The sequence below is a fragment of the Achromobacter sp. 77 genome, from assembly GCF_020541125.1.
Taxonomy (GTDB): domain Bacteria; phylum Pseudomonadota; class Gammaproteobacteria; order Burkholderiales; family Burkholderiaceae_B; genus Achromobacter; species Achromobacter mucicolens.
Genome location: NZ_CP059848.1, coordinates 3,669,885 through 3,695,631, shown reverse-complemented (window position 1 = coordinate 3,695,631; position 25,747 = coordinate 3,669,885). Strand labels below are relative to the sequence as shown.

22 protein-coding genes and 1 pseudogene are annotated in these 25,747 nt (G+C 66.2%); 19 read left to right on the top strand and 4 right to left on the bottom strand.

The window, feature by feature from the left end; all coding sequences use genetic code 11:
- Positions 1–109 precede the first annotated feature (109 nt).
- The 3 genes from modA to H4P35_RS17050 are packed head-to-tail and all read left to right on the top strand — an operon-like array spanning position 110 to position 2,265.
- A complete protein-coding gene (modA, locus tag H4P35_RS17060; RefSeq protein WP_180098337.1) occupies positions 110–868 on the top strand; it encodes a molybdate ABC transporter substrate-binding protein in 759 nt (252 codons plus the stop codon).
- A gap of 27 nt (positions 869–895) precedes the next feature.
- Entirely contained in the window at positions 896–1,582 is a 687-nt protein-coding gene (modB, locus tag H4P35_RS17055) for a molybdate ABC transporter permease subunit (RefSeq protein ID WP_226846321.1), read from the top strand.
- Positions 1,579–2,265, top strand: coding sequence for a sulfate/molybdate ABC transporter ATP-binding protein (locus H4P35_RS17050; RefSeq protein WP_062839099.1), 687 nt, complete (start codon positions 1,579–1,581; stop codon positions 2,263–2,265). The genes modB and H4P35_RS17050 overlap by 4 nt, the downstream gene beginning before the upstream one ends.
- A 39-nt stretch (positions 2,266–2,304) precedes the next feature.
- Here the strand turns inward: H4P35_RS17050 and H4P35_RS17045 are convergent, their stop codons facing one another.
- Complete coding sequence (locus H4P35_RS17045; protein WP_056323883.1) at positions 2,305–3,099, bottom strand: TOBE domain-containing protein; 795 nt, start codon at positions 3,097–3,099, stop codon at positions 2,305–2,307.
- A 175-nt stretch (positions 3,100–3,274) separates the two neighbouring features.
- Between H4P35_RS17045 and H4P35_RS17040 the strand changes: the two genes are divergently transcribed.
- The 13 genes from H4P35_RS17040 (at position 3,275) to H4P35_RS16980 (ending at position 19,560) form a co-directional block, all read left to right on the top strand.
- Positions 3,275–3,871: a DUF4136 domain-containing protein gene (locus H4P35_RS17040; RefSeq protein WP_226846320.1), complete on the top strand. Its 597-nt coding sequence runs from the start codon at positions 3,275–3,277 to the stop codon at positions 3,869–3,871.
- A gap of 10 nt (positions 3,872–3,881) precedes the next feature.
- Entirely contained in the window at positions 3,882–5,078 is a 1,197-nt protein-coding gene (locus H4P35_RS17035; protein WP_226846319.1) for a patatin-like phospholipase family protein, read from the top strand.
- A gap of 173 nt (positions 5,079–5,251) precedes the next feature.
- Positions 5,252–5,710, top strand: a complete 459-nt coding sequence (locus H4P35_RS17030) for a winged helix-turn-helix domain-containing protein (protein ID WP_370638929.1) — start codon at positions 5,252–5,254, stop codon at positions 5,708–5,710.
- Between the two features lie 204 nt (positions 5,711–5,914).
- The gene (locus H4P35_RS17025; RefSeq protein WP_226846318.1) at positions 5,915–7,213 is read left to right on the top strand and encodes an efflux RND transporter periplasmic adaptor subunit; all 1,299 of its coding nucleotides are present in this window, start codon (positions 5,915–5,917) and stop codon (positions 7,211–7,213) included.
- A 65-nt stretch (positions 7,214–7,278) separates the two neighbouring features.
- Entirely contained in the window at positions 7,279–10,509 is a 3,231-nt protein-coding gene (locus tag H4P35_RS17020; RefSeq protein WP_056323891.1) for a multidrug efflux RND transporter permease subunit, read from the top strand.
- Complete coding sequence (locus tag H4P35_RS17015; RefSeq protein WP_226846317.1) at positions 10,506–11,999, top strand: efflux transporter outer membrane subunit; 1,494 nt, start codon at positions 10,506–10,508, stop codon at positions 11,997–11,999. Before H4P35_RS17020 ends, H4P35_RS17015 begins: the two co-directional genes overlap by 4 nt.
- Complete coding sequence (gene pdxJ / locus H4P35_RS17010; RefSeq protein WP_062839094.1) at positions 11,996–12,736, top strand: pyridoxine 5'-phosphate synthase; 741 nt, start codon at positions 11,996–11,998, stop codon at positions 12,734–12,736. The genes H4P35_RS17015 and pdxJ overlap by 4 nt, the downstream gene beginning before the upstream one ends.
- A 38-nt stretch (positions 12,737–12,774) precedes the next feature.
- The gene (gene acpS / locus H4P35_RS17005; protein WP_056323898.1) at positions 12,775–13,209 is read left to right on the top strand and encodes a holo-ACP synthase; all 435 of its coding nucleotides are present in this window, start codon (positions 12,775–12,777) and stop codon (positions 13,207–13,209) included.
- A 49-nt stretch (positions 13,210–13,258) separates the two neighbouring features.
- Entirely contained in the window at positions 13,259–14,317 is a 1,059-nt protein-coding gene (gene nagZ, locus H4P35_RS17000) for a beta-N-acetylhexosaminidase (RefSeq protein WP_226846316.1), read from the top strand.
- On the top strand, positions 14,280–16,106 hold the full coding sequence (gene uvrC / locus H4P35_RS16995) for an excinuclease ABC subunit UvrC (protein ID WP_226846315.1): 1,827 nt from the start codon (positions 14,280–14,282) through the stop codon (positions 16,104–16,106). The genes nagZ and uvrC overlap by 38 nt, the downstream gene beginning before the upstream one ends.
- Before the next feature lie 206 nt (positions 16,107–16,312).
- On the top strand, positions 16,313–16,885 hold the full coding sequence (gene pgsA, locus H4P35_RS16990) for a CDP-diacylglycerol--glycerol-3-phosphate 3-phosphatidyltransferase (RefSeq protein WP_056323904.1): 573 nt from the start codon (positions 16,313–16,315) through the stop codon (positions 16,883–16,885).
- A 159-nt stretch (positions 16,886–17,044) separates the two neighbouring features.
- A complete protein-coding gene (locus H4P35_RS16985; RefSeq protein WP_226846314.1) occupies positions 17,045–18,352 on the top strand; it encodes an MFS transporter in 1,308 nt (435 codons plus the stop codon).
- 206 nt (positions 18,353–18,558) lie between these two features.
- Positions 18,559–19,560: a cytochrome-c peroxidase gene (locus H4P35_RS16980; protein ID WP_226846313.1), complete on the top strand. Its 1,002-nt coding sequence runs from the start codon at positions 18,559–18,561 to the stop codon at positions 19,558–19,560.
- A gap of 74 nt (positions 19,561–19,634) precedes the next feature.
- Here the strand turns inward: H4P35_RS16980 and queF are convergent, their stop codons facing one another.
- On the bottom strand, positions 19,635–20,459 hold the full coding sequence (queF, locus tag H4P35_RS16975; protein ID WP_217618962.1) for an NADPH-dependent 7-cyano-7-deazaguanine reductase QueF: 825 nt from the start codon (positions 20,457–20,459) through the stop codon (positions 19,635–19,637).
- Positions 20,460–20,776: 317 nt separating this feature from the next.
- Here queF and aceA point away from each other — a divergent pair, with 317 nt between their 5' ends.
- Both aceA and H4P35_RS16965 read left to right on the top strand, forming a co-directional pair.
- On the top strand, positions 20,777–22,096 hold the full coding sequence (aceA, locus tag H4P35_RS16970; RefSeq protein ID WP_226846312.1) for an isocitrate lyase: 1,320 nt from the start codon (positions 20,777–20,779) through the stop codon (positions 22,094–22,096).
- 205 nt (positions 22,097–22,301) lie between these two features.
- Positions 22,302–22,697, top strand: a complete 396-nt coding sequence (locus tag H4P35_RS16965) for a DUF1398 domain-containing protein (RefSeq protein ID WP_226846311.1) — start codon at positions 22,302–22,304, stop codon at positions 22,695–22,697.
- A gap of 27 nt (positions 22,698–22,724) precedes the next feature.
- Here the strand turns inward: H4P35_RS16965 and H4P35_RS16960 are convergent, their stop codons facing one another.
- Positions 22,725–23,789, bottom strand: coding sequence for an NAD(P)-dependent alcohol dehydrogenase (locus H4P35_RS16960; RefSeq protein WP_226846310.1), 1,065 nt, complete (start codon positions 23,787–23,789; stop codon positions 22,725–22,727).
- 106 nt (positions 23,790–23,895) lie between these two features.
- Between H4P35_RS16960 and H4P35_RS16955 the strand changes: the two genes are divergently transcribed.
- The gene (locus H4P35_RS16955) at positions 23,896–24,780 is read left to right on the top strand and encodes a LysR family transcriptional regulator (RefSeq protein ID WP_226846309.1); all 885 of its coding nucleotides are present in this window, start codon (positions 23,896–23,898) and stop codon (positions 24,778–24,780) included.
- Between the two features lie 28 nt (positions 24,781–24,808).
- Here the strand turns inward: H4P35_RS16955 and bioD are convergent.
- Positions 24,809–25,726 (bottom strand): annotated as a pseudogene (bioD, locus tag H4P35_RS16950) (dethiobiotin synthase); the annotation flags it as partial.
- Positions 25,727–25,747 lie beyond the last annotated feature (21 nt).

Genomic DNA, 25,747 nt, shown 5'->3' with positions numbered 1-25,747 from the left:
TGGATTATTCCTTGATATTTCATAAATGCGGCCCCGGCCAAAAATTGACGAGCGTTATATACCTGGATATATTTCGATGCCGAATCGTTGGCTTCCACAGGAGAAGGACATGCTTCACAAACGCCCGCTCATCGCGCTGACCCTGGCGCTCGCCGCCGCGTGGGGCGCCAATGCCAGCGCCGGGGAACTGGTGGTGTCGGCCGCCGCCAGCCTGACCAACGCATTCAAGGACGTCGCGCAAGGCTTTGAAAAGGAACACCCCGGCACGAAGGTGATCCTGAACTTTGGCGCCTCCGATGTGCTGCTTCAGCAGATCGTGAAGGGCGCGCCCGCCGACGTGTTTGCGTCGGCCGACCAGAAGGCGATGGACAAGGCGGTCGAGGAAAAGGCCGTCAAGCCCGCTTCGCGGGTTGATTTTGCGGCCAATGAGATCGTGCTGATCGTCCCGACCGACAGCAAAGCCGGCATCAAGACGCTCAAGGACCTGGAGCGTTCCGAGATCAAGCGCATTGCCTACGGCAATCCGTCCTCGGTGCCGGTGGGCCGCTACACGCAGGCGGCGTTGCAGGCCCAGGGCCTGTGGGATGCCGTGCAGGCCAAGAGCGTGCTGGCGCAGAACGTGCGCCAGAGCCTGGATTACGTGGCGCGCGGCGAGGTCGATGCGGGCTTTGTGTTCGCCACCGACGCGGCCGTCATGCCGGGCAAGGTCAACGTGGCCGTGCGCGTGCCATCGCAGACGCCGGTGACCTATCCGATTGCGCTGACCACGCGCGAGGCCGCCGCCAACGAAGCCGAAAGCTTCGTCAAGTATGTGCTGTCGCCGGCCGGGCAGGCGATACTGTCGCGCTATGGATTCCAAAAGCCCTGAGTGTCCGTTCAATCGTAGTGAATACCGATGAGTGATCCGGTCTGGGTCCCGCTGCTGCTTTCGTTGAAAGTGGCAGGCTGGGCGACGCTATTGGCGACCGTGGCCGGCACGGCCGCGGCGTATTGCCTATCCCGCTGGCGCTGGCCAGGCCGCGACCTGCTGGACGCCATCCTGACCTTGCCGCTGGTGCTGCCGCCGACCGTGCTGGGCTACTACCTGCTGGTGCTGCTGGGCCGGCGCGGCATCATCGGCGAAACGCTGGCGGGCTGGGGCATCGAACTCGTCTTCACCTGGCAGGGCGCCCTGGTCGCGGCGTCCGTGGTGGCTTTTCCGCTGGTGTTCAAGTCGGCCCGCGCCGCCTTCGAAAGCGTGGATGGCCAGCTTGAAAACGCGGCGCGCGTGCTGGGCGTGGGCGAGGCGGGCGTGTTCTTTCGCGTCACTTTGCCGCTGGCCGCGCGCGGGATCGCCGCGGGCGTGCTGCTGGCCTTTGCGCGGGCGCTGGGCGAGTTCGGCGCCACGCTGATGATCGCGGGCAACCTGCCGGGCCGCACGCAGACCTTGTCGGTCGCCATCTACGAAGCCGTGCAGGCCGGCGACGACGCCACCGCCAACATGCTGGTGCTGGTCACGTCCGTGACCTGCATCGTCGTGCTTCTGGCCGCCGGCAAGCTGGTGCCTATTGGCGCCGGCCAGCGCAACAGAGGCGGGCGATGAGCATCGACCTTTCCGTGCGCAAGCACATGGTGTCGGGCGATCGGAAGTTCGAACTCGACGTGCAATTCAAGTCGGCCGCCAAGCGCATCGCGCTGTTCGGGCCTTCCGGCGCGGGGAAAAGCCTGACCCTGCGCGCGGTGGCCGGACTGCTGCGCCCGGATGCAGGGCGCATCGAGGTCAACGGACGGGTGCTGTTCGACAGCCAGGCAAGCATCTGCCTGCCCGCGCGGACCCGCCGCGTGGCCTACCTGTTCCAGGACTATGCGCTGTTTCCCCACCTGACCGTGGCGCAGAACATCGCCTTCGGCCTGCGCCGCGGGTGGTTCAATCCGCCCCGGCGCGAGGTCACGCGCGAGGCCCGGCGCTGGGTCGACGCGTTCGAGCTGGGCGCCATTGTCGGCAGCTACCCCCACGAAATTTCAGGCGGGCAAAAGCAGCGCGTCGCCCTGGCGCGGGCCCTGATGCTGCAGCCCGACATCCTGCTGCTGGACGAACCGTTTTCCGCGCTGGACTCGCAACTGCGCGGCAAGATGCGGCAAGAGCTGGACGCGCTGCAACGCCAGCTGGATGTGCCGATGCTGCTGATCACGCACGATCCCGCGGACGTCGAGGCGCTGGCCGACGAGGTCTTCGAAGTGCGCGAGGGCAGGGTGGGGCGTCACGACGAGAACGTCGGGCTCTAGTGCGCCGGGGCGGCCGCCGCCTACACGGGCGGCTGCGCGTCAGTCGAGCACGCCGAGGATCACGCTGGACGCCTTGAAAATCGCCACGGCTTCGGCGCCAACGTCCAGTTTCAGATCGGCCGCGCTTTCGTTGGTGACGATGGCGGCCAGCGTCGTGCCGCCGTCCATCGCGATCAGGATCTCACTGTTGACGGCCCCCGGCCGCAGGTCGGCGATGCGCCCCTGCAACTGGTTGCGCGCCGACAGGCGCAGGCCCGGGCCCGGCGCGCCCACGATGACCGACGACGCCTTGACCAGCGCGATGGCTTCCTTGCCGGGAGCCAGGCCCAGTTCTTTCGTGCTTTCACGGGTGATTGTGGCCGTGACGGTATGACCGCCGGCAATGCGCAGGAGCACTTCGTCGTTGACGGCGCCCGCGCGGATCTCGATGACGGTCCCCAGGAATTTATTGCGTGCGCTGGTCTTGAGCATGAATCGCCTCATCAGATCGATGTCGCCGCTGGCATCCAGCCCCGCGCGCGTCAGGTTGTCCATGAACTTGCGGTGTTCGACTTCGAGCGCCCGGAAGGTCGCGATCAGGCCGCGCGCCCGATCGGTGAGCTGCGTGCCGCCGCCGCCCTTGCCGCCCGCCGCGCGCAGCACCAGCGGTTCACCGGCCAGGTTGTTCATGGCGTCGATGGCGTCCCAGGCCCCCTTGTAGCTCATGCCCACGGCGCGTGCCGCCGCCGTGATCGATCCGGTGGCGTCGATCTGCGCCAGGAGGTCGATGCGGTTCTTGCCGCCCCAGGTCTGGGCGCCGGAGCGAAACCAAATGGAGCCGTCGAGTTCAAGCATGCGCGTGTCGGTAGGAGTGGCCGGGAGCGACGGGAAGTGTAACGGACCGGGCGCGGGGCGCAATGCGGCCGCGACGATTCCGGGCGGAGGTCTGGTGGTTGCGAATGAGATTCTGTTGAAACTTTGGTGGCTTCGCGGCACTATGTTGTCGCCTTGAACTCACGGAGAGATCGACATGAAAGCGTTGAAAATGCTGACGGCGGGTTCCATGACGGTATTGCTGGCGGCCTGCGCCTCCGGTCCCACGGTCAAGAGCGACTATGACCACCAGGCCAATTTCGCGCAGTATCAGACCTTCGGCTACATGTCTCCGCTGGGTACGGACAAGGCCGGCTACAACACGCTGCTGACTGAACGCCTGAAGAGCGCGGCGCGCGGCCAGATGGAAATGCGCGGGTATACCTACAGCGCCACGAATCCCGACCTGTTGTTGAACTTTGGCGCCAAGCTCCAGCAGCAGACCGAAGTCACGCCCGGCTTCGCGCCCATGGGCCCGTATTACGGCTACCGCACCGGCTTTTACGGCGGCTGGCCCGGCTACGGGTGGGGCGACGACGTCTATCAATACACCGAGGGCACGCTCAGCGTCGACCTGGTCGATGCGCGGCGGCGGCAACTGGTCTGGGAGGGCGTCGCCGTCGGCGAAGTCCAGAATCCCGGCAGCGCCGGTTCGCAGCAGAACGTGGACAAGGTGGTGGCGGAGATCTTCGCCAAGTATCCGTTCCGGGCCGGCGTCGGGACGCCGCAGGTGCCGGACAAGACCAAGCGCTAGAGGACGCCGCATGACTGCAAGCCGCCAGGCCCTGGCCGAAGACACCGGCGACACGCCGCCCTACGACACCGTCGCGCTCGTGCTGCAAGGGGGCGGGGCGTTGGGTTCGTACCAGGCAGGGGTGTACCAGGGCCTGCACGAAGCCGGCATCCGGCCCAACTGGATTTCCGGCATTTCCATCGGTTCGATCAACGCGGCCATCATCGCCGGGTCCCCGGAAGACGAGCGCGTCGAGCGCCTGCGCGGCTTCTGGGAAAGCATCTGCCGGCCCACGGGCTTTGCCGCGCTGCCGTGGGGCGATACCCTGGACGGCATGTTCGAAGGGGTGCCGTTCGGGTTCGGCTCGCCCGCCATGAACGGACAGGTCTCCGCGTTGCAAGCCCTCTTGACCGGCCAGCCGGGCTTTTTCAAGCCGCGCTTTCCGCCGCCTTACCTGGTGCGCGGGCGCGGCGCCGCCTCCACCAGCTTCTACGACACGACGCCGCTGGCCGCGACCCTGCGCCAGTTCGTGGACTTCGACCTGCTCAACAGCGGCGCGGTGCGGGCCAGCTTCGGCGCCGTCAACGTGCGTTCGGGCAATTTCGCGTATTTCGACAGCCTGCACGACACCCTGCGGCCCGAGCACATCATGGCCTCGGGCGCCTTGCCGCCCGGCTTTCCGTCGGTGGAGATCGATGGCGAGCATTACTGGGACGGCGGCATCGTATCGAACACGCCGCTTGCGCAGGTGCTGACCACGGACAACATGCGCGACACGCTGGCGTTCCAGGTCGACCTGTGGCCCGCGCGGGGCCCGCTGCCGACGTCGCTGGAAGAGGTGGCCGAGCGGCAAAAGGACATCCAGTATTCCAGCCGCACCCGGCTGGTCACCGACCAGCTGCGGCGCGTCCTGAAACTGCGGCACGGCTTGCAGCGCCTCTTGGAACGCCTGCCGGAAAGCGAACGCAGCGCGCCCGACCTGGCGGACATCCGCAAGCTTTCGCACACGCCGGCCACCAACATCGTCAACCTCATCTACGAAGCCAAGCACCGCGAGCGCTACTCCAAGGATTACGAGTTCGGCACCGAAGCCATGCGTGAGCACTGGGAGTCTGGCCTGGCGGACATCCGCCATACGCTTGAAAAACCCGGCATCCTGGCCCGGCCCACGCAGGACAGCTGCTTTGTCACGCACGATATCCATCGCAACGGGACCCATCATTCGTAGCGCAGCGGCGGCTTACCGTCGTTGGCGGGGTTTGCAGGTCGGATTGGTCTGATAGATGCGCGGCGACGGGCTGAAATCCGCGCCGTGCAGGTAGCCTTCAAGGACATTCCGCAACCTTGTTCCGGGACGCGCCGCCCCTTGCATGCCGGCGGCCATCCTGGCGGAGATCCGCCTTGAATGCTCCTGTGCCCGCTCCCTTCCTTGCCAAGCCCGGCACGCGCAAGCCCGCGCGTACGTCCGCTAGCAACCCCGCATGCGGCCTCCCGTGCAGCCCCACGCGGACGCAACCGCCCGCCGGCTGGGCGCCGGGCCTGCCCCAAGACCCGGTGGACGGGTGGTGGAGCCTGCTCTACTGGGGCTGGACGCTGCAATTGCCCAACGGCGCGCGCTTGGACCTCACCGAAGTCGAGCGCGCCTGCTTCGCATGCCTGGTCAGGAATCCGCAGCGTGAATTGGTCCGCGAAGAAGTGAAACACCTGCGCGGCGGCATGAACATGCGGTCGCTCAATGTCGCGATCTGCCGGCTGCGCACCAAGGTCCGCCAAGCGGGTGCGCGGCTGCCCCTGCACACGGTGCATGGCGTCGGCTATGCGTTCCTGGGCAATCTCCGAGAGCTCGCCAACAGCAAATAACTGTTGCGCAATTGCGCCTGAAAGTTCCCCCGGACCCCCCAAAAGTACGTGATTTCCCCAATATCTGAGTTACATTACTGGGCTATTCACGTGTCGTTGGTGACGCTTGGTCATGATTTGATCGCTGCTCTTCGGCACGTTCGAATTGCTGCGGTACCTGACGCGATTTCACGACGCGCTTCATTACGCTACGCGGGGGTTTCAATGCGGTTTTCGCCTAAACGAATTTCGGGTCTGGCTGTTTCCGGTGGCGTCCTCGCGCTGATATTGGCCGGATGCGGGGAAAGACCCCAGATGAATCCCGGCATGCCCCAGGTCAGCGTGGTCACGGTGCAGCCGCAGCGCGCGCCCATCGTTTCGGAATTGCCGGGCCGCGTGGATGCCGTGCGCGACGCGCAGATTCGCGCCCGCGTCACGGGCATCGTGCAGCGCATCACCTTCGAGCAGGGCGGCGACGTCAAGGAAAACCAGCTGCTGTTCAAGATCGATCCGGCGCCCTACAAGGCCGCCTACGATCAGGCGACGGCGCAGTTGAAGCAGGCGCAGGCCAACCTGTTCAGCGCCAAGCTCCTGGCCGACCGCTACGCGCCGCTGGTCAAGGCCAACGCCGTCAGCAAGCAGGAATACGACAACGCCGTGGCGTCCTTCCGCCAGGCCGACGCCACGGTGGCCGCCGCGAAGGCCGCGCAGGACAACGCCGCCATCAACCTGAGCTACACGGACGTCACCTCGCCGATCACCGGCCGCATCGGCAAGCCGCTGGTCACCGAGGGCGCGCTGGTCGAATCCACGTCCGCCACGCAAATGGCCACGGTGCAGCAGCTCGATCCCATCTACGTCGACTTCACGCAGTCCACCGCCGATCTGGCCGCCCTGCGCCGCGCCTTTGCCAGCGGCCGTCTGCAGCAAGTGGGCAAGGACGCCGCCCGCGCCACCGTCGTGCTTGAAGACGGCTCCGAATACGAACATCCCGGCAAGCTGCTGTTCACCGGCATCACGGTGGATCCCAGCACCGGCCAGGTGAACCTGCGCGCCGAGGTCCCCAATCCCGACGGCATCCTGCTGCCCGGCATGTATGTGCGGGTCCGCCTGGAGCAGGGCTTTGACGATGTCGCCCTGCTGGTTCCCCAGCAGGCGCTGCAGCGCACGGCCGACGGCAAGCAGAGCCTGATGCTGGTGCGCGACAACAAGATCGCGCAGGCCCCGGTCACCACTGGCGGCGCGTACGAAAACAACTGGCTGGTCACCAGCGGCCTGAAGGCAGGCGACGTGGTCGTGGTCGAAGGCTTCCAGAAGATCCGCCCCGGCGCGCCGGTGCAGGTCAGCCAATGGAATCGGAACGGCACGCCCGCGCAGGGCGGCGCGCCCGCCGCGCAGCCTGGCGCCAAGCCCGCCGATCCTGGCGCGCAGCCCGGCGCCAAACCGGCCGAACCCGCCCCGCAGCCCGGCGCCAAGCCGGCCGAGCCGGCCCCGCAGGACAAGGCCGCCGGCCAGAAATCGTAAGCGGCACGCGGCGCAGCAAGCGCCGCGTTCCTCTTTGGTGAGCATCGCTTTCAGAGTCAGCCCACATGCCGCAATTTTTTATCGATCGACCAATCTTCGCCTGGGTAGTTGCCCTTTTCATTCTGCTGGCAGGGGTGTTGGCCATCCCGAACATGCCGGTTGCGCAGTACCCCGATGTGGCTCCGCCGGCCATCACGATCACCGCGACCTACCCGGGCGCGTCGGCCCCCGAAGTGGCCGAGTCGGTCACCAGCATCATCGAAGACCAGCTCAACGGCGCCAAGGGCCTGATCTACTACGAGTCCGTCAGCGACTCCTACGGCACCTCGACCATCACCGCGACGTTTGCGCCGGGCACCAATCCTGACCTGGCGCAGGTGGACGTGCAGAACCGCGTGTCCAACGTGATCGCCCAGCTGCCCAGCGCGGTGCAGCAGCAGGGCCTGCAGTACGAGCAGACGAGTACCGGCTTTCTGATGATCGTGACGCTGTCGTCCACCGATGGCTCGCTGGACCAGACGGCGCTGGCCGACTACATCACCCGCAACGTGAAGAACCCGGTTTCGCGGGTGCCGGGCGTGGGCCAGTTCCAGTTGTTCGCCGCGCCTCGCGCGATGCGCGTCTGGCTGGACCCGAACAAGCTGGTCGGCTTCAATCTCAGCATGGCCGAGGTCAACAACGCCATCGCCAGCCAGAACGTGCTGATCTCCGGCGGCAGCATCGGCGCGCCGCCCAATCCGGAATCGCAGCGCATCACCGCCACGGTCACGGCCAACGGCCAATTGAGCACGGTCGACGGCTTTGGCCGTATCGTCCTGCGCGCCAACACCGACGGCTCCAAGGTGCTGCTGCGCGACGTCGCCCGCATCGAGGTCGGCGCCGACAACTACCAGTTCGGCGCCCGCCTGAACGGCAAGCCCACGGCGGCTTTCGCCATCGTGCTGTCGCCCAACGCCAACGCGCTGGCCACCGCGCAAGGCGTGCGCAACCAGATGCAGGAACTGTCCAAGTACTTCCCGGGCAACATCCAGTATTCGGTGCCGTACGACACCGCGCCCTACGTCAAGGTCTCCATCGAGCAGGTGCTCCATACCCTGGCCGAAGCCATGGTGCTGGTGTTCCTGGTCATGTACCTGTTCCTGCAGAACGTGCGCTACACGCTGATCCCGGCGCTCGTGGTCCCGGTGGCCATGCTGGGGGCGTTCGCCGTGATGCTGGCGCTGGGCTTCTCGATCAACGTGCTGACCATGTTCGCGATGGTGCTTGCCATCGGGATTCTCGTGGACGACGCCATCGTGGTCGTCGAAAACGTCGAGCGGATCATGGCGACCGAGGGCCTGCCGCCCAAAGAGGCCACCAAAAAAGCCATGCCGCAGATCAGCGGCGCCATCATCGGGATCACGCTGGTGCTGGTGACCGTGTTCCTGCCGCTGGCCTTCATGAGCGGGTCGGTGGGCGTGATCTACCGCCAGTTCTCGGTGGCAATGGCTGTGTCCATCTTCTTTTCGGCGCTCTTGGCGCTGACCTTCACGCCGGCGCTGTGCGCCACGATCCTCAAGCCGGTGGCCAAGGGCCACCACGAGGACAAGAAGGGCTTTTTCGGCTGGTTCAACCGCAAGTTCGACGCCACCACGCACGGCTACCAGAACTGGGTGTCGCGCATCCTGCACAAGGGCGGCCGGATGATGTTGGCGTTCCTGGTGCTGGTCCTGCTTTTGGGCTGGCTTTACCTGCGCCTGCCGTCGTCGTTCCTGCCCGAGGAAGACCAGGGCTACGTGGTCAGCAACATCGAGCTGCCCACCGGCGCCAGCGCCAACCGTACCGTCGAGGTCATCGAGCAGGTCGAAAAATACTTCCAGGGCATTCCCGCCGTCGAGAACATCATTGCCGTGCAGGGCTACAGCTTCAACGGCAACGGTCTGAATGCGGCCATCGCCTTCACGACGCTCAAGGACTTCAAGGACCGCAAGGAACGGCAGGATTCGGCGGGCGCCATCGCCTTTACAGCCTTCGAAAAGCAGCTCATGGGCATCCATGACGCGCAGGTCTTCACGCTGGTGCCGCCGGCCATCTCGTCGCTGGGCAACGCCACCGGTTTCGACTTGCGCCTGCAGGATCGCGGCGCCGCCGGCACCGAGGCCTTGGCGGCTGCCACCGCGCAACTGATGGGCGAGGCCATGAAGAGCCCCGTGCTGTCGCAAGTCCGTATCACGGGCCTGTCGGCGGGCACGCAGCTCAGCCTGAACATCGACCGCGACAAGGCGGCCGCGCTGGGCGTGGACTTCAACGAAGCCGCATCGCTCATCTCGACCGCGGTCGGCTCGGCGTACCTGAGCAAGTTCCCCAACCTGGGCCGGATGCAGAACATCTGGGTCCAGGCCGATGCGCCGTACCGCATGCAATTGTCCGACGTGCTCAAGCTGAACGCCCGCAACGCGCAGGGCGGCATGGTGCCGCTGTCCACGTTCGTCACGGGCGAATGGGTGCAGGGACCGGTGCAGGTCGTGCGCTACAACAGCTACGAGTCGATGCGTATCGGCGGCAGCTCGGCGCCGGGCTACTCCACCGGCGAGGCCATGGAAGAAATGCAGCGGCTGGTCGCTCAGCTGCCGCAAGGCTTCGGCTACGAGTGGACGGGGTTGTCGTACCAGGAATTGCAGGCCGGCAACCAGGCCCCCATCCTGATGGGCCTGTCGCTCCTCGTCGTGTTCCTGGTGCTTGCCGCGCTGTATGAAAGCTGGGCCATCCCCATCTCCGTCATGCTGGTGGTGCCTCTGGGCATGCTGGGCGCGGTGGCGCTGGTCAGTGCGCTGGGCATGTCCAACGACGTGTACTTCCAGGTCGGCATGGTGACCGTGATCGGGCTGGCGGCCAAGAACGCCATTCTTATCGTGGAATTCGCCAAGGACCAGTACGCGCGCGGCATGGGCCTGTACGAGGCCGCGGTGGAGGCCGCGCGATTGCGCTTCCGGCCCATCCTGATGACGTCGCTGGCGTTCATCCTGGGCGTGATTCCGCTGGCGCTGGCCACCGGCGCGGGCGCGGCCAGCCAGCGCGCGGTGGGCCTGGGCGTGCTGGGCGGCATGCTGGCCGCCACGCCGTTCGCCGTGATCTTCGTTCCGACATTCTTCGTGGTGGTGCTGGGCCTGTTCAAGACCCGCCCGCGTCTGCTCGGCGCCGAACTGCGCGCCTTCGAGCAGGAGCAGGCCGAAAAGAAGGCGGCGGCCGAAAAGGGCGCTGACCCGGCGACGCCGCAGACCGCACAACCCACTGGTGGCCAGGAGGGCAAGGAATGAAAGCCCTGATGTTCAGACAGACCGCCTTGTCCGCCTTTGTGGCGGTGGCGTTGGCCGGCTGCTCGCTGGCGCCCGATTACAAGCGTCCCGACGCGCCGGTCAGCCCGGCGTGGCCGGATCAGCCCAAGGTGCAATACGGCGCGTACTCGCGCGCCACCACGCTGGGCTCGCAGCCCGCCGCCGACGTCGTGCCGCAGGCCGGCACACCCGCGGCGGACCTGGGCTGGCGCGAATTCTTCCGCGATCCCCGCCTGCAGGCCCTCATCGAGCTTGCGTTGGTCAACAACCGCGACCTGCGCGTCGCGGTCCAGCGCGTCGAAGAGGCCCGGGCGCAATACGGCATCCAGCGCGGCGCGCAGTGGCCCAGCATCGGCGCCGGCATCCAGGGCCAGCGCCAGCACCTGCCGGCCAACATGCGGGCCGGCGGTCCGGATTCCAGCTCGATCAGCAGCTCCTACCAGGCCGGCATCGGCCTGACCACGTTCGAAATCGACCTGTTCGGCCGCCTGCGCAACCTGTCCGAAGCCGCGTACCAGCAGTATCTGTCGACCGAGCAGGCGCAAAAGACCGTTCACATCACCTTGGTGGGTTCGGTCGCGCAGTCGTATTTCAACCTGCGCGCCGCTGAAGTCCAGCTGGACCTGACGCAGCGCACGCTGGCCTCGCGTCAGGAATCGTATGACCTGGTCAAGCGCCGCTTCGACGGCGGCGTGGCCTCCGAACTGGACCTGAACCAGTCCAAGTCGCTGCTGGACACGGCCTCTGCCGACCTGGCGCAACTGGCCCGTGCCCGCGCGCAGGCCATGAACGCGCTGGTGCTGGTGGTGGGCACGCCGCTGCCCGACACGCTGCCCCCGCCGGCCACGTTCGGCCGCGACCAGGTGCTGGCCGCGGTGCCGTCGGGCCTGCCGTCCGACCTGCTGGAGCGCCGGCCCGACATCGCCGCCGCCGAAAACCAGCTGCTGTCCGCCAACGCCAACATCGGCGCGGCGCGTGCGGCGTTCTTCCCGACCATCTCGCTGACTGGCCTCTTGGGCGTGGCCAGCCCGTCGCTGGGGGATCTGTTCAAGGGCGGGCAGGGGTATTGGAGCTTCTCGCCGTCGATCACGACCCCGTTGTTTGCGGGCGGCAGCATCCGCGAAGGACTGAACCTGGCCAAGGCGCGCGACAATATCGCCGTGGCGCAGTACGAGCAGACCATCCAGCAGGCGTTCCGCGAAGTCTCGGATGCGCTGGCGGGTGAGGCCACCTACGGGGCGCAGCTCGATGCCCAGCGCGCGCTGCAGGATTCGTCGGCGCGGACGCTGGAGTTGTCGAATTTGCGTTATACCAACGGTATCGACAGCTACCTGCAGGTGCAGACCGCGCAGGTGGACTTTTTCAACGCCCAGCTCGCATTGGTGCAAACCGGCCTGGCCGCGCTGATCAACCGCGTGGAGCTGTACAAGGCGCTGGGCGGCGGCTGGGAAGAAACAACGAAAGTGCAATGATAGAACTTGGTGTAAATATCGATCACGTCGCCACGCTGCGGCAGCAGCGCCACACGGCGTACCCCGACCCGATCGCCGCGGCGCTGCGCGCCGAGGACGCCGGCGCCGACCTGATCACGCTGCATCTGCGCGAAGACCGGCGGCACATCCAGGATGCCGACGTCTACGCGATCCGCCCGCAGTTGCGCACCCGCATGAACCTGGAATGCGCGGTCACGCCGGAAATGCTTGAGATCGCCTGCGCGGTCAAGCCCAGCGACGTGTGCCTGGTGCCCGAAAAGCGCACCGAGCTCACGACGGAAGGCGGGCTGGAAGTGGCCGGCGCGATGGGCCCGGTGTCCGACGCCGTGGCCCTGCTGACCGAAGCCGGCATTCGCGTCTCGCTCTTCATCGATCCGGACCCTGTTCAGATCGCCGCCGCCGCCAAGGCCGGCGCGCCCGTGATCGAACTGCACACCGGCGCCTATGCCGAGGCCGAGGGCGAGGCCGCCCACGCCGAACTGCAGCGCATCCGCCTGGCCGTGACCGAAGGGCTGCGCCACGGGCTGCGCGTGAACGCGGGACATGGCCTGCATTACGGCAACGTCAAGCCGGTGGCCGCGCTGGACGGCATTTCCGAACTCAACATCGGCCACGCCATCGTGGCGCAGGCGATCTTCGACGGCTGGGAAAAAGCCGTGCGCGACATGAAGGCGCTGATGGTGCAGGCGCGGTTGCACGCGCTGCGCGGGCTTTGAACGCGGGCCGATGACGCGTTTTGACCGCTAGCCAGGCGATGCCGATGTCCGACTCTTCTTCCGCCACGCCCGCCGGCGCCATTGCCGGCATCGGCATGGACCTCCTGCGCATCGACCGGATCGAGCGCGCGCTGGCGCGCCACGGCGACCGGTTCGCCGAAAAGATCCTGGGACCCGAAGAACTCCTCAAATTCCATGCCCGCCGCGCGCGCGACCCGGTCCGCGGGCTGCGATTCCTTGCCACGCGCTTTGCGGCCAAGGAAGCCTTTTCCAAGGCGATCGGCCTGGGCATGCGCATGCCGATGACGTGGCGGCGCGTGCAGACGCTGAATGCGCCGGGCGGCCGCCCGGTGCTGGTGATCGCGCCCGAATTGCAGGCCTGGTATGCCGAACGGTTCGGCGCGGCCCACGTTTCCATTACCGATGAATCCGACATGGCCGCCGCGTACGTGGTGGTCGAGCGCAAGCCCTGAGCCCGGGATGTTTCCCGCCGGCTTGCCGCACATCTACAAGGACACCTCCATGGCCAAAAAGAAATCCAAGGCGGACCTGCCCCCCGGCCCCGTGATGGTCGATGTGGCGGGATACACGCTTACGAAGGCGGAAAAGAAGCGCCTGCGCCACCCGCTGGTGGGCGGCGTCATCCTCTTTGCCCGCAACTTCGAGAACCGCGCCCAGCTCACCGCGCTGACGCGCCAGATCCACAAGGCGCGCAAGGAGCCGCTGCTGATCCTGGTGGACCACGAAGGCGGCCGTGTGCAGCGGTTCCGCGAAGACGGCTTCACGCCGTTGCCTCCGATGCGCGCGCTGGGCCAGTTGTGGGATCAGGATCCGCTGCAGGCGATGCGCCTGGCCACCGAGGCCGGGTATGTCCTGGCGGCCGAACTGCGCGCCTGCGGCGTGGACATGAGCTTCACGCCGGTGCTGGACCTGGATTACGGCGTCAGCAAGGTCATCGGCAACCGCGCCTTCCACGCCGATCCCCGCGTCGTGACCATGCTGTCGCGCGCGCTGGTGCAAGGCCTGGCGTTGGCCGGCATGTCGGCCTGCGGCAAGCATTTCCCGGGCCACGGTTACGTCGAGGCCGACTCGCACCACGAGATCCCCGTCGATCCGCGCACGCTGGACGAGATCATGAAGGACGACGCCGCGCCCTACGCGTGGCTGGGCGATGCGGTCCTGCCGTCCGTCATGCCCGCGCACGTGATCTATCCCAAGGTGGACAAGCACCCGGCGGGATTTTCCAAGCGCTGGGTGCAGGACATCCTGCGCAAGCGCCTGGGCTACGATGGCGTGGTGTTCTCGGACGACCTGACCATGGAAGGCGCCGCGGTCGCGGGCGACATCCTGGACCGGGCCAACGCCGCGCTGCGCGCCGGTTGCGATATGGTGCTGGTGTGCAACCGCCCGGACCTGGCCGACGACCTGCTGTCGCGCCTTGAGTTCGACCATGCGCCCGAGTCCGTTGCGCGCATCCGGCGCCTGATGCCGCGTTTCGATGCGCCCGATTGGGATACCTTGCAGGCCGAAAGCCGTTACCAGAATGCCCGACGACTTCAATCTCAAATCGTTCCTGTCTGACCTGCCGCATCTGCCGGGTGTCTACCGGCACCTGGATGCGGCCGGCGAGGTCATGTATGTCGGCAAGGCGCGCGACCTGAAGAAGCGCGTCTCGTCGTATTTCCAGAAGACGCTGTCCAGCCCGCGCATCGCGCAGATGGTGGCCAAGGTGGCGCGGCTGGAAGTCACGGTGACGCGCTCCGAGGCCGAAGCGCTGATCCTGGAAAACAACCTCATCAAGAGCCTGAAGCCGCGCTACAACATCCTGTTTCGCGACGACAAGTCCTATCCGTACCTGCACATCACGGGGCATGACTGGCCCCGCATCGCGTACTACCGCGGCGCTACCAACAAGCGCGGCCAGTTCTTCGGCCCGTTTCCCAATGCCTGGGCCGTGCGCGAAACCATCCAGATCCTGCAAAAGGTCTTTCGCCTGCGCACGTGCGAAGACAGCGTGTTCGCCAACCGCTCGCGCCCCTGTCTGCTGCATCAGATCGGGCGCTGCTCGGCGCCTTGCGTGGGCGCCATCGAAGCGGCCGAATACGACCGCGACGTGCATCGCGCCGTCCGCTTTCTGAACGGCGAGGCCAAGGACGTCATGGGCGAGATCGAGGCCCGCATGCAGCAGGCCTCCATGGAGTTGCGCTTCGAAGAAGCCGCGGCGCTGCGCGACCAGATGGGATCGCTGGCGCGCGTGCTGCACCAGCAGACCATGGAAAACGTCAGCGGCGAAGACACCGACATCATTGCGGTGGCCATTGCCGGCGGCAAGGTCTGCGTGAATCTGGCGATGGTGCGCGGCGGCCGCCATCTGGGCGACAAGCCGTTCTTTCCTTCGCACGCCGAAGGCGAGGCCGCGCCGCAGGTGCTGGAAGCCTTCGTGGCCCAGCATTACACCGAGAACGCGATGCCGCCGATCCTGGTGTGTTCGCACACCTTGCCCGATCCCGAGCTGATCGCGCTGCTGGTCGAGCAGTCGGGCGGCCGGCCGACGCGGGTGCTGTCGCGGCCGCAGGGCACGCGCCGGTCGTGGCTGGAGCAAGCGGCAAAGAACGCCGAAATGGCGCTTGCCCGCGCGCTGACCGAATCCGGCGCCCGGGCGGCCCGCACGCTGGCGCTGGCTGAAGCGCTGGACCTGGACACCGACGAAGCCGCGCTTGACGCGCTGCGCATCGAGTGTTTCGACATCAGCCACACCGCTGGCGAAGCCACCCAGGCTTCCTGTGTGGTGTTCGAGCACCACGACATGCAGCCTTCGCTGTACCGCCGCTACAACATCGCCGGCATCACGCCCGGCGACGACTACGCGGCCATGCGCCAGGTCCTGACCCGGCGTTTTGCCAAGGTGGCCGACGGCGACGCGCAGATGCCCGGCCTTGTCCTCATCGACGGCGGCAAGGGCCAGGTCGAGGTCGCGCGCAAGGTCTTCGCGGAACTGGGGCTGGACATCCAGACGCTGGTGGGCGTGGCCAAGGGGGAAGGGCGCAAGGTCGGCCTGGAAACCCTGGTCTTCGCCGACGGCCGTCCGCCGGTCGCCCTGGGCGGCGAATCCGCCGCGCTGATGCTGATCGCCCAGGTGCGCGACGAGGCCCACCGCTTCGCCATCACCGGCATGCGCGCCCGCCGCGCCAAGACACGCAACGTCTCGCGCCTGGAAGAAATCGAAGGCGTGGGCGCCCGCCGCCGCCAGCGCCTCCTGGCCCGCTTCGGCGGCTTCTCCGGCGTTGCCCGCGCCAGCATCGAGGACCTGGCCTCGGTAGACGGCATCTCGCAAGACTTGGCAATCCGCATCTACGAGGCGCTGCGCTGACACCCTGGAATCGCCCAGATGTCACGAACTTGTGTCACCCTCGCCGCCGACCACCGATATGCCAAACCCCAAATTTCAACCACTCCACCCGACGAGCAATCCGGGCCGCGCGGATCCGGCTCCGCCGGTCCGCAGAGGCGCCCCCTTGAGGGGGAAGCGCCAAAGGCGCTTCGGGGGTGGGCTCTAGCTGTTAGGATACGGACACTATGCCAATTAACGTTCCCATTATTCTGACGTGGCTGCGTATCGCCATGATTCCGCTGGTGGTCGGGCTGTTCTATCTGCCCGAAAGCTGGATGTCTGTTCCCACGCGCGATACGCTGGCGGCATGGGCCTTCATCATCGCCGCGCTGACCGACTGGTTCGACGGCTGGCTCGCCCGGCGCTGGAACCAGACATCGGCATTTGGCGCATTTCTGGACCCGGTGGCCGACAAGCTCATGGTCTGCGCCGCGCTCATCGTGCTGCTTGACCTGAGCCGGGTCGACGCCTTCATCTCGCTCATCATCATCGGCCGTGAAATCACGATTTCCGCGCTGCGCGAATGGATGGCCAAGATCGGCGCCAGCGCCAGCGTGGCCGTGCACCGGCTGGGCAAGTTCAAGACGGCGGCGCAGATGATCGCCATTCCGTGCCTGCTGTATAACCAGACAATCTACGGCGTCAGCACCAAGCTGCTGGGCGACGTGCTGATCATCGTGGCCGCGGTGCTGACGGTGTGGTCGATGCTGTACTACCTGCAACGCGCCTGGCCCGCGATCCGCGAAAAAGCCATGTAGTATCGATTTTCCGGGCCGGCTGAATAAGCCGGCCCGGCGCAGTTGCAGACCCTGCAGTCGCAAAAAAATTAGGCCCGGGCAAGTACCCGCGCGCCGCCGGAGACAACCCGCGAACCGCCACGGGCGGAACGCATCCTGCCGCCTTCGCGGCCTTGTGCAATGAACACCGCTACCGCCGCCACCCCCTTGCTCTCGGACGCCGACGTACGCCGGCGCGACTGGAAAATCATCCTGCTCATCGGCGTCGCGCACGCGTCGTCCCACTTCTTCCAGCTTGTGCTGCCGTCGCTGTACGGCGCGCTGGGCCTTCAGTTCGGGCTGGACTTCGCGCGGCTGGGCCTGCTGGTATCGACGTTCTATGTGGTTTCCGGCATCGGCCAGGCGTCCTCGGGTTTCGTGGTGGACCGCATCGGCGCGCGCCCCGTGCTCTGGTTCGGGCTGGGCTGCTTCGTGCTGTCGGGCGTGCTGATCGGGTCGGCCACCGGCTACGTCATGCTGATGGCCGCCGCCGTCGTCGGCGGCATCGGCAATTCGGTGTTCCATCCGGCGGATTACTCCCTCATCAACCACCGGGTCACCGCCCCGCGGCTCGGCCATGCGTTCTCGACGCACGGCCTGACTGGCAACCTCGGGTGGGCGCTCACGCCCGTGTTCATCACCACCATCACGCTGCTGGCCAACTGGCGCGTGGCAGCCTATAGCGCCGCCGGCCTCGTGGCGCTGGTGCTGCTGCTGACGGTACTGGGACGCGACCTGCTGGGTGGCCCGTCGCCCGTCGAGGCCGGCGGCGACGCCAAGGATGCCGCCAGCGCGCCCAAGCCCGCCGCCAAACCGCAAGAGGGCGTTCTGGCCACGCTGTCCGCGCTCTTGTCCAAGCCCGCGCTGTGGGGCGCTTTCCTCTTCTTTGCCTGCACTTCCATCGCGCTTTCGTCGGTGCAGAATTACACGATTCCCTTGCTGGGCCAGCTTTACGACCTGTCCAAGGTCACGGCCAGTTCCGCGCTGTCCGGGTACATGGTCGCCTCGGCGGTGGGCATGGCGGCCGGCGGCTTCCTGGTGTCGGCCAACCCGCGCACCGAGCGCACCGTCATGGTGGCGCTGATCCTGGCCGGCCTGACGCTGGTCGTGCTGGCGCTGGGGCTGGTGCCCGCAGTGCTGGCCGCGCCCGTCGTGGGCCTGGCGGGCTTCTGCTCGGGCGTGGCGGCACCGTCGCGCGACATGCTGATCCGCCGCGTGACGCCCAAGGGCTCGACGGGCTCGGTCTACGGCCTGGTGTATTCGGGCATGGACGTGGGCTCGGCGCTGGGGCCGCTCGCCTTCGGCCTGCTCCTGGACGCCGGCCTGCGGCAAGGTCCGTGGGTGGGCGCGGGTGTGGCGTTCGCCGTGGCCGCTTTCCTGGCGCAGTGGATCGCGGTGCAGGCGCGCCGCGCCGAACCGCCCGCAGCGGCGGCAGCAGCGCGGCCGTAATGCCGTGAGACCTCGGGCGCCGTAACCGCATGGCGCCCCAACCCCTTTGATCGCCCCGCACGGCGCCAGCGCTGCCTTGCGCGCCATCAAGCACGACATTGCCGCGTGCGCCCCGGCCGGCGCCGCTTGATGCCTCGCAAGGCCAGGGCATGGCTTCCCCGATGTAATAACCATGTGGTTGAACTGGTTATTCACAGGAGAAGCAAATGAGAAAGACAAGTACGCTGCTGGCCGTGGGACTCGTACTGGGACTGTGGGCAAATCAGGCGTGGAGCGCGTCGCAGGAACCCATCCAGCCGATCGAGCCCGCCGTCATCAAGGAACCCGCCAAGGTCGAACTGGGCAAGAAGCTCTTCTTCGATCCGCGTCTGTCCCGCTCCGGCGCGATCTCCTGTAATTCCTGCCACAACCTCGCCATGGGCGGGTCCGACAACCTGAAGGCCTCCATCGGCCACAAATGGCAGCAGGGCGGCATCAATTCGCCGACCGTGCTCAATTCCAGCTTGAACATCGCCCAGTTCTGGGATGGCCGCGCCAAGGACCTGCGCGAACAGGCGGGCGGCCCGATCGAGAACCCCATGGAAATGGCGTCCACCCACGAGCTTGCGGTGCAGGTGCTCAATTCCATTCAGGGCTACCGCGCCGAATTCAAGCAGGTCTTCGGCAAGGACACGATCACCATCGACGAGGTGACCAGCGCGCTGGCCGCGTTTGAAGAAACCCTGGTCACGCCGAATTCGCGTTTCGACCAGTGGCTCAAGGGCGACAAGAAAGCGCTGACCGTCCGGGAACTGGCCGGGTACGACCTTTTCAAGAACAGCGGCTGCGTCGCTTGCCACAACGGCGTGGCGGTGGGCGGCAACTCATTCCAGAAGATGGGGCTGGTCACCCCCTATATCACCGAGAACAAGGCCGAAGGCCGGGCCGCGGTCACGGGCAAGGACGCGGACCGCTTCAATTTCAAGGTGCCGACGCTGCGCAACGTGGCGCTGACCTACCCATACTTTCACGACGGCGAAGCGGCCACGCTGACGCAGGCCGTCGACGTCATGGGCCGCCTGCAACTGGGCCGCACGTTTACGCCCGATGAAAACGGCCAGATCGTGGCGTTCCTGAAGACGCTGACGGGCGACCAGCCGGTCATCCGGTACCCGGTGCTGCCGCCGTCCGAAGACGACACGCCGCGGCCAGAGCCGTTCGTGAAGTGAACGCAGATCGGTAATTGCTGAACAGCAAAAACAAAACGGCCGCCCTGGGGCGGCCGTTCTTCGTGGCAGGCGCGTTACTGGCGGACGGTTCGCCTATCGGCGGGCGGCGCCGCCTCGAAGTTGCTGCGCCAGGGGTTGATGTCCAGTCCGCCGCGGCGCGTGTAGCGCGCATACACCGTCAAGTGCTCCGGGCCGCAAGCCTGCATGATGTCGCTGAAGATGCGCTCGACGCAGTGCTCGTGGAATTCGGCGTGTTGGCGGAACGACACCACATAGCGCAGCAGCGACTCGCGATCGATCGGCTTGCCGCGGTAGCGGATCTGCACCGTGGCCCAATCGGGCTGGCCGGTCACGGGGCAGTTCGACTTCAAGAGGCGCGACGCCAGCGTTTCCTCGACCACGTCGCCCGGCCGCGTGCGCAGCAGCTCGGGGGCGGGCTCATAGGTGTCGATCTCGATATCCAGCTTGTCGATGTAGATGCCGTCCAGCTCGCCCATCTGCAGCTCGGAAAAGCGCTGCGGCAAGAAGAAGTCCAGGCCCACCGGCGCGCCCGCGGCGGCGCTCAGGTCGCGTTCCAGCCGGCCGCGCAGGGCCGCCGAATTGACCAGGCGGGTCTGGTTGAACGAGTTCAGGTACAGCTTGAACGACTTGGATTCGATGATGTTGGGGCTGTCGGCCGGCACCGAGAACGTCGCCATCGCCACCCGCGGCTTGCCCTTGGCGTCCAGCCACGACAGCTCGTAGGCGTTCCACAGGTCCACCCCGGTGAAGGGCAGGTTGCCGTCATTCAGATTGAGCGCCGCGCGGTTGTGCGAGCGCGCAATGGGGAACAGCAGCGAGGGATCGTATTGCGAGGCGTAGGCCACGCTCTGCCCGAGAGGGCCGTGAGACAGGGTCATAGCAGGAATTCAAAAACGGGATGACGGCATTGTAGGCGCTGGAAGGGGCCCGATTTTCCACAACGTGAAATGTAACTCTCGGCATGTGAAAGCCCGTGTTGCGCAGCAGCGGGGTGGCATTTCATAAACGACAATCGCATTTCATTATACAAAATCGTGTTCATAACTCATTGATTTAAATAGCTAACATTTTTCGTCTTGTATAAGACCTGCCTTCACATTGCTCCGCAGCACAGGCATAGACTTTCTCCAACGATTCACGCAATGCACGACGCGAATCCTTTGAAGTTCTCTCACTACTGACCAGGAGCATCACCATGAGCAATCGCGAAACCGAAATCCGCAACCTGCAGAAAGATTGGGCCGAAAACAGCCGGTGGCAGGGCATCAAGCGCGACTACAGCGCCGAAGACGTCATCCGCCTGCGCGGCTCGATCAGCGTCGAACACACGCTTGCAAGCCGCGGCGCGACGCGCCTCTGGGAACTCCTGCACAGCGAGCCGTTCGTCAATTCGCTGGGCGCCCTGACCGGCAACCAGGCCATGCAGCAGGTCAAGGCCGGCCTGAAGGCCATCTATCTGTCGGGCTGGCAGGTCGCCGGTGACGCCAACCTGGCCGGCGAAATGTATCCCGACCAGTCGCTCTATCCCGCCAACTCCGTGCCGCAGGTGGTTCGCCGCATCAACAATTCGTTGACGCGCTGCGACCAGATCCAGTGGATGGAAGGCAAGAACCCCGGCGATGAAGGCTACATCGACTTCTTCGCGCCCATCGTGGCGGACGCCGAAGCCGGTTTCGGCGGCGTGCTCAACGCCTATGAACTGATGAAGGCCATGATCGAGGCGGGCGCGTCGGGCGTCCACTTCGAAGACCAGCTCGCTTCCGTGAAGAAGTGCGGCCACATGGGCGGCAAGGTGTTGGTGCCCACCCGCGAGGCGGTGTCCAAGCTGGTGTCGGCCCGCCTGGCCGCCGACACGATGGGCACGCCGACGTTGCTGCTGGCCCGCACCGATGCCGACGCCGCCGACCTGGTCACCAGCGACGTCGATGAAAACGATCGTCCGTTCATCACCGGCGAGCGCACGGTGGAAGGCTTCTTCCGCACCCGCGCCGGCATCGACCAAGCCATTTCCCGCGGCCTGGCCTACGCGCCGTACGCCGACCTGATCTGGTGCGAAACGTCCACGCCCAACCTGGAATACGCCCGCAAGTTCGCGGACGCCATCCATCGCCAATTCCCGGGCAAGCTGCTGGCCTACAACTGCTCGCCGTCGTTCAACTGGAAGAAGAACCTGGACGACGGCACCATCGCCAAGTTCCAGCGCGAGCTGGGCGCCATGGGCTACAAGTTCCAGTTCATCACGCTGGCCGGCTTCCACGCGCTGAACTACGGCATGTTCGAGCTGGCCCACGGCTACGCCCGCCGCCAGATGAGCGCGTTCGTGGAACTGCAGCAGAAGGAATTTGCCGCCGCCGCAATGGGCTTCACCGCCGTGAAGCACCAGCGCGAAGTGGGCACCGGTTACTTCGACGCCGTGACCCAGACGATCGAGGGCGGCAAGTCGTCCACGACCGCGCTGACCGGCTCGACCGAAGAGGCGCAGTTCGAACACGGCAAGGCGCAGAAGGCTGCGTAAGCCGGCAGCGCCCGGCCTGTCCCGCGGGACGCCGGGCGCCGCATGCAGGTGTGTAGTCGCAGGTGCTGTTGTAGGGTGGATTCAAGGGTGCCTGCGGGCACCCTCTTTTTTTGTTTCGCGATGGCGCCATTCCCGCAGTACGCTGGACGGTGCGAAGGCCGAGGCGCCGGAACGGTCTTCTCCTTTTTTTCGTCAGGAGCCATCCATGAACGCGTCCACGCAATCCATCATTCGTGAAACCGCGGAGGCATCCGCCCAAGGCCGCATCCACTTCGGCCAAGTCATCAGTCAACTGGCGGGCGCAGGGGTCGAATCCTATGTGGTCGACTACCGGTCCCGCCGCACCGCCTACTACCTGCCTGATGACCAGACGCTGGACATCCCGCTGGATGTGCCGGATGTCGCCATTGCCAATGACTTTGATCGGGCCGCGCTGCAAGCCGCGATTCGCGGCGCGCAGCGGGGCGAGGTGATGTACCCCGAATTCAAGCGCCTGAGTTGCGCGGCGGGCTGCGTGGGCTACGCGGTGTGGATCGCGGGCCGGCACGTCACGTATTTCGGCCGCCTCGGTGATGCCCACGACGAGAAGTTTCCCGACTGAACCCAGAAGGCCATCGGGGAAGCGGACTTACGCGGCAGCGCGCGTTTCCTTCAGCGACGCCATGTCGATCACGAAGCGATACTTCACATCGTTCTTCACCAGCCGCTCATAGGCTTCGTTCACGGCCTGGATCGGCACGATTTCCACGTCGCTGACGATGTTGTGCTCGGCGCAGAAATCCATCATTTCCTGCGTCTCCTGCATCCCGCCGATCGCCGAGCCGGCCAGCGACTTGCGGCCCATGATGAGGTTGGCGCCGGGGATCGGATCCAGCGGCGTCAGCGCGCCCACCAGCGCCATGGTGCCGTCAAGCGCCAGCAGGGCCATGTAGGGATTGACGTCGTGGCTGACGGGAACCGTGTTCAGCAGGAAGTCGAACGTGCCGGCGTGCGCCGCCATGGCGTCGGCATCGCGCGAGACCAGCACCTCGTCCGCGCCCAGGCGCTTGGCATCGCGGGCCTTGTCGGCCGAAGTCGTGATCATCACCACATGCGCGCCCATTGCATGCGCAAACTTCACGCCCATGTGGCCCAGGCCACCCAGCCCGATGACGCCGACCTTCTTGCCCGGCCCCACCTTCCAGTGGCGCAGCGGAGAATAAGTGGTGATGCCGGCGCACAGCAGCGGCGCGACGGCCTTGAGGTCGAGCTTGTCGGACACCTTCACGACGAAGTGCTCGGTCACCACGATGCGATCGGAGTAGCCGCCGAACGTCAGCTGGTCGCTGCCGCGCTCCCTGTCGTTGTAGGTGAGCGTGGCGTTCTCTTCGCAATATTGTTCGAGGTTCAGACGGCACGCCTTGCAATGGCGGCACGAGTCCACCATGCAGCCCACGCCGGCGTAGTCGCCGACCTTGAATCGCGTCACGTTCTTGCCCACTTGCGCGACGCGGCCAATGATTTCGTGGCCGGGCACCATCGGGTACATGGAATTGCCCCAGTCGCCGCGCGCCTGGTGCAGGTCGGAGTGGCAGATGCCGCTGTACAGGATGTCGATCAGCACGTCATCGTCGCCCGGTTCACGGCGGGTGAAGCTGAAGGGAACCAGCGGAGTGTCGGCGCTGTGCGCGGCGTAGCCTCGGGCTTGGATCATGACGGCCTCTTGGGATGTTTATTGAGCAGGCGTTCACAATAAGCCCGCCGACAACCCACTTCAAGCTAGAATTTCGGCATGATTTATTGAATAAATTTGCATAATCATGTCGCTCGACAACTTATCCCATCTTGCCGCGTTCTCGGCGGTTGCCCGTCTGGGCAGCTTCCGCAAGGCGGGCGAAGAGCTCAGTCTGTCGACCTCGGCGGTCAGCTACGCCATCCGCAACCTGGAAGAGCGGCTTCGCGTGAACCTGTTCAACCGCACCACGCGCAGCGTGGCCCTGACCGAAGCCGGCCACCGCCTGGCCGAGCGCCTGCAGCCGGTGCTGCATGGCCTGGGCGACGCACTGGACGAAATGAACCACTTTCGCGGTTCCGCTGCCGGCACGCTGCGCATCAACACGTCGCGCGCCGCCTCGTACCTGTTGCTGATGCCCATGGCGGCCCGTTTTCTGGCTGCTTATCCGGACATCCGCCTGGAAATAGGGGAAGACGACAGTTTTGTGGACATCGTGAAATCCGGCTTCGACGCGGGCGTGCGTTTGCTTGAAGCCGTGCCCGAGGACATGGTCGCGGTTCCCATCGGCCCGCCGCTGCGCGCGGTGGTGGTGGTATCGCCCGGCTATCTGCAGGGGCGCGAGGCGCCCCGGACGCCGGCCGACCTGCTGCGGCACGACTGCGTGCGCTACCGGTTTCCCAGCGGCCGCTATTTCAAATGGGAGTTCGAGAAGGACGGCGAAAAGGTGGAAATCGACGTGCCGGGCCGCATTGCGCTGAGCGACGTGCATGCCGAAGTGCGCGCGGCCTGCGATGGCATCGGTATTGGCTACGTTCCCGAAAGCTACGTGGCGGACCTGCTTGCATCGGGCAGGCTGGTGCGGTTGCTGGAGGATTGGTGTCCCGTGGTTCCGGGTTTCATGCTGTATTACCCCCGGCAGCGCCGCGTCTCATCGGCGCTGCGGGCGTTTATCGACATGGCCCGGCAGTGATGCCGGGCCCGCCGGGCTGGCGTCTGGGCTAGTCCGCTTCGGTTTCGGCGTCATACAGCGCCGCCAGGCATTCGGCCAGCGGCGCGATGCCCTGGGCCAATGCATCGACGGCCGCGGCGTCCACGCGCGGCAGCGGCGGGATCTCCGCCAGCACGCGCACGCCGCCAAAGCGCTCGATGGCTTCCTTGTTGCCCGCGGACGGCGGGCCGCTCATGACCACGCCCAGCACGGGGATGCCGCGCCGCTGCAACGCCTTCAGGCTCAGCAAGGTGTGGTTGATGGTGCCCAGTCCGCTGCGCGCCGCCAGCACCACCGGCATGTCCAGGCGCGCGATCAGGTCGATCATCATGTGCGTGTCGTCGATCGGCACATACAGGCCGCCCGCGCCTTCCACAATCAGCGGTGCCCGCGTTGCGGGCGGCACGATGGTGGTGGCGTCGACAATCGTGTCCTCCAGCGTGGCGGCCGCCCACGGCGACAGCGGCGCCTGCAGCACGTAGGCAGGCAGGTGCAGGCGCTCGGGCGGCAACCGCGCCAAGTGGGCGACGGTGTCGGTGTCGCCGGGCTCTTCGGCCACGCCCGTCTGCACCGGCTTCCAGTAATCGGCATTCCAGGCACGGGCCAGGATGGCCGACACCAGGGTTTTGCCGATGCCGGTATCGGTGCCCGTCACAAAAACGCCATTAGGCCGCTGCATGGTCTTTCTCCACATACCGAACGCCAGGTGATACGTCACCGTGGCGCCTTGTTCGTCAAACGCGGCCAGCACCCGGCGCAGTTGCGCCGCGCCCAGCGGCGGGCGGCCAGGTGCGGGGGTGGTCGCGCCGATGCCCTTCAGGCCGCGCAGAAAATGCAGGCCGTCAGGATGATCTTGTATCAGGCGTTCGCCGCGCACGCCACCGGCCATATCGGCCATGGCCGGACGGATGGCGTGGGCGGGCGGATGGGGGGCGGACAGGGGGGGCGG